Below are 8,748 nucleotides of genomic sequence, written 5' to 3'. Positions count from 1 at the left end.
GGCCGGGGGGGGGGGGGGTTCAACGCCCCCCCCCGCGGGGGGCCCGGGGGGGGGCCCCCCCCCCCCCCCCCGCTTTTTTGATGGCATGTCAGGGCATGTCACCCGTTCCGGCTCAGGCCTTGCGGGCCCGGGTCGCCTTCTTCGCCGGTGCCGCCTTCTTCGTGACCGCGGCGGCCTTGCCGACCGTCTTGCCGTCGGCCTTGGCCGTCACCGTCTTCTTCGCCGTCGACCTCGCCGCGGCGGTCTTCCGGGCCGCCGTGCCGCGCGACGCCTTCACCGGCTGCGCGTCGCTGATGCGGTCGGCACCGAGGACGTCGCGCAGGAACTTGCCGGTGTGGCTGGCCGGAACACCGGCGACCTCCTCGGGCGTGCCCTCGGCGACCACGAGGCCACCGCCGGCGCCGCCCTCCGGACCCATGTCGACGAGCCAGTCGGCGGTCTTGATCACGTCGAGGTTGTGCTCGATGACGATGACCGTGTTGCCCTTGTCGACCAGGCCGGAGAGGACCGTCAGCAGCTTGCTGATGTCCTCGAAGTGCAGGCCGGTGGTCGGCTCGTCCAGGACGTAGACCGTCCGGCCGGTGGAGCGCTTCTGCAGTTCGCTGGCGAGCTTCACACGCTGCGCCTCGCCACCGGACAGGGTGGTCGCGGACTGGCCGAGCCGCACGTACCCGAGGCCGACGTCCTTCAGCGTCCTCAGGTGCCGGGAGATGGCCGGGACCGCCTCGAAGAAGTCGGTGGCCTCCTCGATCGGCATGTTCAGCACGTCGGCGATGGACTTGCCCTTGTAGTGGACGTCCAGGGTCTCCCGGTTGTACCGGGCGCCGTGGCAGACCTCGCACGGGACGTAGACGTCCGGCAGGAAGTTCATCTCGATCTTGATCGTGCCGTCACCCGCGCAGTTCTCGCAGCGGCCGCCCTTGACGTTGAAGGAGAAGCGTCCGGGCAGGTAGCCGCGGACCTTCGCCTCGGTGGTCTCGGCGAACAGCTTGCGGATGTGGTCGAAGACGCCGGTGTAGGTCGCCGGGTTGGACCGCGGGGTGCGGCCGATCGGCGACTGGTCGACGTGCACGACCTTGTCCACGAGGTCGTCGCCGTCCACGCGCGTGTGCCGTCCGGGGACGTTGCGCGCGCCGTTCAGCTCACGGGCCAGGTGCGTGTAGAGAATGTCGTTGACCAGCGTCGACTTGCCGGATCCGGACACGCCCGTGACGGCGGTGAACACGCCGAGCGGGAAGGACACGTCGATGTCCTGGAGGTTGTTCTCCCGGGCGCCGTGCACGGTGAGCTGCCGGGACGGGTCGCGGGGGCGGCGGACGTCCGGGAGCGGGATGGCCTTGCGGCCCGAGAGGTACTGGCCGGTCTGCGACTCGGTGTTGGCCAGCAGTTCCTTCAGGGAGCCGCTGTGCACGACCTTGCCGCCGTGCTCACCGGCGCCGGGGCCGATGTCCACGATCCAGTCGGCGACCTTGATCGTGTCCTCGTCGTGCTCCACGACGATGAGCGTGTTGCCCATGTCGCGCAGCCGGACCAGGGTCTCGATCAGCCGGTGGTTGTCGCGCTGGTGCAGGCCGATGGACGGCTCGTCGAGGACGTACAGGACGCCTACGAGGCCGGAGCCGATCTGGGTGGCCAGGCGGATGCGCTGGGCCTCGCCGCCGGAGAGGGTGCCGGCCGCGCGGTTGAGGGAGAGGTAGTCGAGGCCGACGTCGACGAGGAACCGCAGCCGCTCGTTGACCTCCTTCAGGACGCGCTCGGCGATCTTCTTGTCGCGCGCGTTCAGCTTCAGCTCGCCCAGGAAGTCCGCGCAGTCGCTGATCGACATCGCGGCGACCTCGGCGATCGACTTGTCCATGATCGTGACGGCCAGGACGATCGGCTTCAGGCGCGTGCCCTGGCAGGAGGGGCAGGGCACCTCGCGCATGTAGCCCTCGAAGCGCTCACGGCTGGCGTCGCTCTCGGCCTCACTGTGCCGGCGCTTCACGAAGGGCACCGCGCCCTCGAAGGGCGTGGTGTAGACGCGCTCGCGGCCGTACCGATTGCGGTAGCGGACCTCGATCTGCGTCTTGTGTCCCTGGAGCAGGGCCTTCTTCGCGCGCTGCGGCAGCCCGGCGAAGGGGATGTCGGTGCGGAAGCCGAGCGCGTCGGCGAGGGCGCCGATGAGACGGCCGAAGTAGTCCTTGGTGTGACCGTGCGACCAGGGGTGGATGGCCCCCTCGTCCAGGGACTTGTCCTCGTCCGGGACGATCAGCTCGGGGTCGACCTCCATGCGCGTGCCGATGCCGGTGCACTCGGGGCAGGCGCCGAAGGGCGAGTTGAAGGAGAAGGAGCGGGGCTCCAGCTCCTCGAAGGACAGGTCGTCGTACGGGCAGTACAGGTGCTCCGAGTACATGCGCTCGCGCTCGGGGTCGTCCTCGGGCAGGTCGACGAAGTCGAGCACGACCATGCCGCCGGACAGGCCGAGGGCGGTCTCCACGGAGTCGGTGAGGCGGCGCTTGGCGGTGTCCTTCACCGTGAGGCGGTCGATGACCACCTCGATGGTGTGCTTCTCCTGCTTCTTCAGGGTCGGCGGGTCGGACAGCTGGATGGTCTGGCCGTCGACGCGTGCGCGGGAGTAGCCCTTGGTCTGCAGGTCGGCGAAGAGGTCGACGAACTCGCCCTTGCGCTCGCGCACCAGCGGCGACAGGACCTGGAAGCGACTGCCTTCGGGCAGCTCCAGCACCTTGTCGACGATGGCCTGCGGTGACTGGCGCGAGATGGGGCGGCCGCACTCGGGGCAGTGGGGCTTGCCGACGCGTGCGAAGAGCAGGCGCAGGTAGTCGTAGACCTCGGTGATGGTGCCGACCGTGGAGCGCGGGTTGCGCGAGGTCGACTTCTGGTCGATCGAGACCGCCGGGGACAGGCCCTCGATGAAGTCGACGTCCGGCTTGTCCATCTGGCCGAGGAACTGCCGGGCGTACGAGGAGAGCGACTCGACGTACCGCCGCTGCCCCTCGGCGAAGATCGTGTCGAAGGCCAGGGAGGACTTGCCCGACCCGGACAGACCCGTGAAGACGATGAGCGAGTCACGAGGCAGGTCGAGCGAGACATTCTTCAGATTGTGCTCACGCGCGCCACGGACGATGAGACGGTCGGCCACGCCGGTCCGCACCTTTCTTGAGAGAAGTGACAGGGGCCGGGGCCCCCGTGCTTCTTCGAGACTAGGGGGAGCCACTGACAACGCCGGTCGGATTCCGGGATGCATAACAATCCCCGGCTCTCGTTCATGCCCGACGCCACTCTCGACGATATAGCACGGGCATTCGATTTACGGACGAGCTTCACCACCTTCACCCGAAGGTGTGGTGAGGCTAATGTCAGGCCCATGATTGATCACGCTCATGACCTGGCATGTGTACATGACGCGACCGAGCGGCTCCTCAGCGCTGTCGTCGAAATGGACAACGCAGCGCTCGCCGAGCCGTCACGCCTGCCGGGCTGGACCCGCGGGCACGTCCTCGCCCACCTCGCCCGCAACGCGGACGCCCTCGTGAACGTCCTCGGGGGCCGCCCCATGTACGCGAGCGCCGAGGCCCGGGACGCCGACATCGAGAGGGACGCCCCGCGCCCCCTGGACGTCCAGCTCACCGACGTGCGCGAGAGCGCGGCCCGGTTCGAGGCCACGGGGGCCGCGCCGGCGGACTGGGGGCGCACGGTGGAACTGCGCAACGGGGTCACCGACGCCGCGGCCCGGGTGCCCTTCCGGCGGTGGATCGAGGTCGAGCTGCACCACGTCGACCTGGGGATCGGCTACGAGCTGGAGGATCTTCCGGCCGAGTTCACCGAGCGTGAGATCGACTTCCTGACGCAGCGGTTCTCCGGCCACCCCGACGTCCCGGCGACCAGGGTCACGGCCTCCACGCGCGCGTGGAGCACGGGACGCGCGGCTGCCGAGCCCGAGGTCACGGTCAGCGGAAGCCCCGCGGACCTGCTCGGCTGGCTCGCCGGCCGCCGCGAGGGCGAGGCCCTGGAGGCCACCGGCGGCGCGCTGCCCGAGCTCCCGCCGCTCTAGCGCGACGACGGTCCGCCGGCGCCTTGCCGCTATAGGCTGCCGCCATGATGTACAGCGGAGAGGTCAAGGTCGGCGGACCGGCGGACGTGCACGAGCTGAAAGACCTGATGATCACCAAGATCGCGGTCGGCCCGATGGACAACAACGCCTATCTGCTGCGCTGCCGGGCCACCGACGAGCAACTGCTCATCGACGCCGCCAACGAGGCGCGGACCCTGCTCGGCATGATCGGTGACGACGGCATCGCGTCCGTCGTCACCACCCACCAGCACGGCGACCACTGGCAGGCGCTCGCCGAGGTCGTCTCCGCCACGGGCGCCCGCACCTACGCGGGCCGGGAGGACGCGCCCGGCATCCCGGTGCCCACCGACGTCCTGGTCGACGACGGCGACGTCATCAGGGTGGGCCGGGTGGAACTCACCGCTCGCCATATCGTCGGGCACACCCCGGGCTCCATCGTCCTGGTCTACGACGACCCGCACGGCCACCCGCACGTGTTCACCGGCGACTGCCTCTTCCCGGGCGGTGTCGGCAACACCCACAAGGACCCGGAGGCCTTCGCCAGCCTGATCCACGACGTCGAGACGAGGATCTTCGACGTGCTGCCGGACGAGACGTGGGTGTACCCGGGACACGGGAACGACACCACGCTGGGCACGGAACGGCCACATCTGCCGGAGTGGCACGCGCGCGGCTGGTGACAAGGGCACCCGCGCGGGCGCGGGGTACCGCGCGCCGGGCGCACACCAATGACCACGCCCGGCGCGCACTCCACCGAACGCGCCCCGTGTGAACGGTTCGCACTCGCCGGACTCGCGTGCGCGCTCCCGGCGAGCGCCGCCGGGCAGTCAACTGGTACTGGCCCCGCACAGGATGACGGCTCCTGAGCGGCAGGGCCGCCGGTCTCCAACCCCGCCCTCGACCGGCGGCCCAGGCCGGGGCAGGCCTACAACGGGCGGCGTTCACACGGCTGCAACACCGTTCCCACCATGCGGACAGTTACCCCCGTGACCTGGACAAACAGGGGGTTCGCTGCCAATCTCCCGCCATGCACCCTGCCCCTCGCGCCCTGCGCCGCGCGGTATCCGCCGCGACCATAGCCCTGCTCGCCACCACCGTCGGCTGTGCTCCGCAGCCCGAGGACAAGGCATCGGCCCCCTCGTCGGGGTCCGCCGCGAAGAGCTGCGCCCAGGGCAAGCTGGCCACCAAGACGTCCGGGAAGCTGACCATCGCGACCGACGAACCGGCCTACGAGCCCTGGTTCAAGGACGACAAGCCGGCGAACGGCAAGGGCTTCGAGTCCGCCGTCGCCTACGCCGTGGCCGAACGACTGGGCTACGGCCGCGGCGCGGTGGTCTGGCAGAGCGTCCCCTTCAACAAGGCGTTCGCGCCCGGTGTGAAGACCTTCGACTTCGACATCAACCAGGTCTCGATCAGCGCCGAGCGCAAGAAGGCCGTGGACTTCTCCTCCGGTTACTACGACGTCCGCCAGGCCGTCATCGCGCTCAAGGGCGGCAGGGCCGCCAAGGCGACGACTATCGCGGCCCTGAGGAACCTCAAGCTGGGCGCCCAGGTGGGCACCACCAGCCTCGACTACATCACCGACGTGGTGAAGCCGAAGCAGCAGGCCGCGGTGTACGCCAAGAACGACCAGGCCAAGTCCGCGCTGAAGAACGGTCAGGTCGACGCCGTCGTCACCGACCTGCCCACCGCGTTCTACATCACCTCCGCCGAGGTGACGAACGCCCGGATCGTCGGCCAGTTCGAGAACCAGGGCGCCGCGCCCGAGCAGTTCGGGCTCGTGCTCGACAAGGGCAGCGCACTGACCTCGTGCGTGAGCGGCGCCGTCGACGCCCTGCGCAAGGACGGCACCCTGGCGAAGATCGAGAAGCAGTGGCTCTCCGACGCCGTCGACGCACCGGTGCTCAAGTGACGGTCACCAAGGGCGAGTCCGCCCGGGAGGGGGCGGACGGCGAGGGCGACATGACCGGCGGCGCCGGGGACGCGGTCCCGGGCGCCGCGGACGGCTACACGCCCTCCGGGCGGCGCCTGGAGCGCGAACGCTACAAAAGGTCGCGCGCCCGCCGCGCCACGGCCGTCGCCGCGCTCTCCACCCTGGTCACCGCCGTCGTCCTCTACCTGATCGTGGTCAACGCGCCCGGCTGGCCGCGCACCGAGGAGACGTTTTTCAGCGCGCACTACGCGCGCGAGGCGCTCCCGAAAGTCCTCGACGGGCTGTGGCTGAACGTCCGCCTCCTGTTCGTCTGCGGCGCCGCCGTGCTGGTCCTCGGCATGCTCATCGCGATCGCCCGGACCCTGCGCGGCCCGGTGTTCTTCCCGCTGCGCACGCTGGCGGCGGCGTACACCGACTTCTTCCGGGGACTGCCCCTGATCATCAACCTGATGATCGTGGTCCTCGGCGTGCCCGCGCTGCGGCTGCAGGGCGTGACGGTCGACCCGGTGCTGCTGGGCGGTACGGCGCTGACGCTGACGTACTCGGCGTACGTGGCCGAGGTGTTCCGCGCCGGCATCGAGTCCGTCCACCCCTCGCAGCGCGCCGCGGCCCGCTCGCTGGGCCTGACCAACCGGCAGGCCCTGCGCTACGTGGTGCTCCCCCAGGCAGTGCGCCGTCAGGTGCCGCCCCTGCTCAACGACCTGGTGTCGCTGCAGAAGGACACCGGCCTGGTGTCGATCGGGGGCGCGATCGACGCCGTCCGCGCGGCCGACATCATCGTGGGCCGCAGTCTGAACTACACGCCGTACATCGTCGCGGGCCTGGTGTTCGTGGCGCTGACCATCCCCATGACCCGCTTCACCGACTGGGTGACGGCCAGGATGGACCGACAGCGGACCCAGGGAGGATCGCTATGAGTACGGCACCCGGCGACGACGCGGCCGTGCTGCGGATGGAGTCCGTCCGCAAGACCTTCGGGGACTCGGTCGTGCTGCGGGACGTCGACCTGGAGGTCGCCCCGCACACGGTGACCGCGCTGATCGGCGCCTCGGGCTCCGGCAAGTCCACGCTGCTGCGCTGCGCCAACCTTCTGGAGGAGATCGACGACGGCGCGATCTGGCTGGACGGCGAGGAGATCACCGACCCGCGCGCCGACCAGGACGCGGTGCGGCGGCGGATCGGAGTGGTGTTCCAGGCGTACAACCTCTTCCCGCACATGACCGTGCTGGACAACATCACCCTCGCCCCGCGCCGGGTGCACGGGGCGTCCCGCGCAGAGGCCGAGGAGCGGGCCAGGGGGCTGCTGGAGCGCCTCGGCCTGGCGGACAAGGCGGACGCCTACCCGGACCGGCTCAGCGGCGGCCAGCAGCAGCGTGCGGCGATCGTGCGGGCGCTCGCCGTGCGGCCCCGGCTGCTGTTGTTCGACGAGATCACGGCGGCGCTCGACCCCGAACTCGTGGGCGAGGTGCTGAACGTCGTCCGGGACCTCAAGGACGAGGGCATGACCATGGTGCTGGCGACGCACGAGATGGGTTTCGCCCGGGACGTCGCCGACCAGGTCTGCTTCCTGGACGGAGGGGTGGTGCTGGAACGCGGCACCGCCGAGCAGGTCTTCGGCGAGCCGCGGCAGGAGCGCACCCGGCGGTTCCTGCGGCGGATCGTGGAGGCCGGCCGCCTGTAGCCGCGCGGGGTTACGTGTCGGCCCGCGCCGCGCCCAGCAGGGCGGCGATCCGCTCCACGCCGAACACGTAGCCCTGCACCCCGCAGCCCGCGATCACGCCGTCGGCGCGCAGCGAGACGTAGCTGTGGTGCCGGAACGACTCACGCTGGTGGATGTTGGAGATGTGCACCTCAAGCACGGGCATCCCGTCGCAGGTGTTGAGCGCGTCCAGGATCGCGACCGAGGTGTGGGAGTAGGCGCCGGGGTTGATGACGATCCCGCAGTGGCCTAGGCGCGCCTCGTGGATCCAGTCGACCAGCTCGCCCTCGTGGTTGGACTGCCGGAGGTCCACCGTGCCGCCGTACGTGGCCGCCGCATCGGCGCACATCGCCTCGACGTCGGCGAGGGTGTCCTTTCCGTAGATCTCGGGCTGGCGCTGGCCGAGGAGGTTCAGGTTGGGCCCGTTGAGGATCATGATCGGGGCGTTGGCCAGGGTGCGGGGCACGGTTCCTCCGGTCCGGTCGGGGCGGCTGCGACCGCCTTGTCGGACCCGGTCTATCACGGTCCGCGCCCCCGGCCAGGGCCGGTGTCCGCCGGCCGCCTCGGCGTGCGCCGGGACCCGGTGATCGCCTCCGCACGCCCCCGTAACCCTTGATCACTTCTGGCGGTTGAGGCGGCATGCACGCTGTACGGGCCGCAAGGAGCCCTTCCATGCCGCGGCTCGCGGCCGCCTCGCTCGCGGGCACCGCGATCGAGTTCTACGACTTCTTCGTCTACGGGACCGCGGCGGCGCTGGTCCTGGGGCCGCTTTTCTTCCCGGGGTTCTCGCCGGTGGCGGGGACTCTGGCCGCGTTCGTGACGTTCGGGGTGGGGTTCGTGGCCCGGCCGCTGGGCTCGGTCCTGTTCGGGCACCTCGGGGACCGGCGCGGGCGGCGGCCGGTGCTCGTGGTCTCGCTGCTGCTGACCGGCGCCTCGACGGTCGCGGTCGGCTGTGTGCCGGCCTACGGGTCCATCGGCGTGGCCGCTCCCGTGCTGCTGCTCGTCCTGCGTTTCCTGCAGGGGCTGGGGCTCGGCGGGGAGTGG

At 70.5% G+C, this 8,748-nt stretch carries 8 protein-coding genes; 6 read left to right on the top strand and 2 right to left on the bottom strand.

Annotated elements, in window-relative coordinates:
- Nucleotides 1-112 precede the first annotated feature (112 nt).
- Nucleotides 113-3,139, bottom strand: coding sequence for an excinuclease ABC subunit UvrA (uvrA, locus tag V7E45_RS35930; RefSeq protein WP_333778471.1), 3,027 nt, complete (start codon nt 3,137-3,139; stop codon nt 113-115).
- A 225-nt stretch (nt 3,140-3,364) separates the two neighbouring features.
- Between uvrA and V7E45_RS35925 the strand changes: the two genes are divergently transcribed.
- The 5 genes from V7E45_RS35925 to V7E45_RS35905 all read left to right on the top strand — a co-directional run bounded on the left by V7E45_RS35925 (nt 3,365) and on the right by V7E45_RS35905 (nt 7,686).
- Nucleotides 3,365-4,051 (top strand): maleylpyruvate isomerase family mycothiol-dependent enzyme, encoded by a 687-nt coding sequence (locus tag V7E45_RS35925; RefSeq protein ID WP_333778470.1) that lies wholly within the window; start codon nt 3,365-3,367, stop codon nt 4,049-4,051.
- A gap of 44 nt (nt 4,052-4,095) precedes the next feature.
- Nucleotides 4,096-4,752, top strand: coding sequence for an MBL fold metallo-hydrolase (locus V7E45_RS35920; RefSeq protein ID WP_333778469.1), 657 nt, complete (start codon nt 4,096-4,098; stop codon nt 4,750-4,752).
- Between the two features lie 347 nt (nt 4,753-5,099).
- On the top strand, nt 5,100-5,984 hold the full coding sequence (locus V7E45_RS35915; RefSeq protein ID WP_333778467.1) for an ABC transporter substrate-binding protein: 885 nt from the start codon (nt 5,100-5,102) through the stop codon (nt 5,982-5,984).
- A complete protein-coding gene (locus V7E45_RS35910) occupies nt 5,981-6,922 on the top strand; it encodes an amino acid ABC transporter permease (protein ID WP_333778466.1) in 942 nt (313 codons plus the stop codon). Before V7E45_RS35915 ends, V7E45_RS35910 begins: the two co-directional genes overlap by 4 nt.
- Nucleotides 6,919-7,686 (top strand): amino acid ABC transporter ATP-binding protein, encoded by a 768-nt coding sequence (locus V7E45_RS35905; protein WP_333778465.1) that lies wholly within the window; start codon nt 6,919-6,921, stop codon nt 7,684-7,686. Before V7E45_RS35910 ends, V7E45_RS35905 begins: the two co-directional genes overlap by 4 nt.
- Before the next feature lie 10 nt (nt 7,687-7,696).
- On the opposite strand, the gene aroQ is transcribed toward V7E45_RS35905, so the two are convergent.
- Nucleotides 7,697-8,170 (bottom strand): type II 3-dehydroquinate dehydratase, encoded by a 474-nt coding sequence (gene aroQ / locus V7E45_RS35900; protein WP_333778464.1) that lies wholly within the window; start codon nt 8,168-8,170, stop codon nt 7,697-7,699.
- Between the two features lie 206 nt (nt 8,171-8,376).
- Here aroQ and V7E45_RS35895 point away from each other — a divergent pair.
- On the top strand, nt 8,377-8,748 hold a 372-nt coding region (locus V7E45_RS35895), incomplete at its 3' end, for an MFS transporter (protein WP_333778463.1).

Source organism: Streptomyces sp. IBSBF 3136, assembly GCF_036815105.1.
In the GTDB taxonomy this organism is placed as follows: Bacteria; Actinomycetota; Actinomycetes; order Streptomycetales; family Streptomycetaceae; genus Streptomyces.
This window is presented reverse-complemented; position numbering and strand designations above follow the sequence as displayed.